General features: G+C 39.9%; 1 protein-coding gene. It reads left to right on the plus strand.

Annotation, left to right across the window (positions count from 1 at the left end):
• Window positions 1-571: hypothetical protein (locus tag GQ598_RS10915; protein WP_160404137.1), on the plus strand; the 571-nt coding region annotated here is incomplete at both ends.

A 571-nucleotide genomic window follows, 5' to 3' on the forward strand; every position in this document is an offset into this window, starting at 1 on the left:
ATAATTCCTCCATCAGTGACTTCAGTGAGTCTAGATGATTTAGTGCATCGCTATTATTTTTGGAATGATGATGATGGGGATGGTGTAGGGGCTGATGGTGTAACGGCAACGGGAAGCTTATCGGTGAGTTTTACTGATAAGAATGGAAATACAGTAAGCCGTAACGATAGATTAGACATCTGTAGAGCGCCTTATAAAGTTAAATTAAGTAGCACAGATGGTAGTTTAATTACACAATATGGTGTTCCTAATAGTAGTAATTTCGGGGGTAATTCGGTGGAGTATTATATCAATCCGAATTCAACTGTAGCTATGATTTGTTACGCAAGGCCAAATCTTGCTCAAAATTCAGGTGCCCCAGCAGATATATGGAATCCTGATAAAGGCTTTTTAGTTCAGTCAACAAATCCGTCATCTTACGGTCTTAATTTTCCTACTACAGGTTCAGATGGTTTGTATTTTGATTTAGATATAGGTGGTGTGGATGGAAGTCAGTTGAGGTGGTCTTCTGTTTCTCGCGGTGGAATAACGGCTACAGTGAATTGGACAAGGCCACGCTCTGATACATTCA

It is taken from the genome of Gilliamella sp. Pas-s95 (genome assembly GCF_009795795.1).
Classification (GTDB): Bacteria; Pseudomonadota; Gammaproteobacteria; order Enterobacterales; family Orbaceae; genus Gilliamella; species Gilliamella bombicola.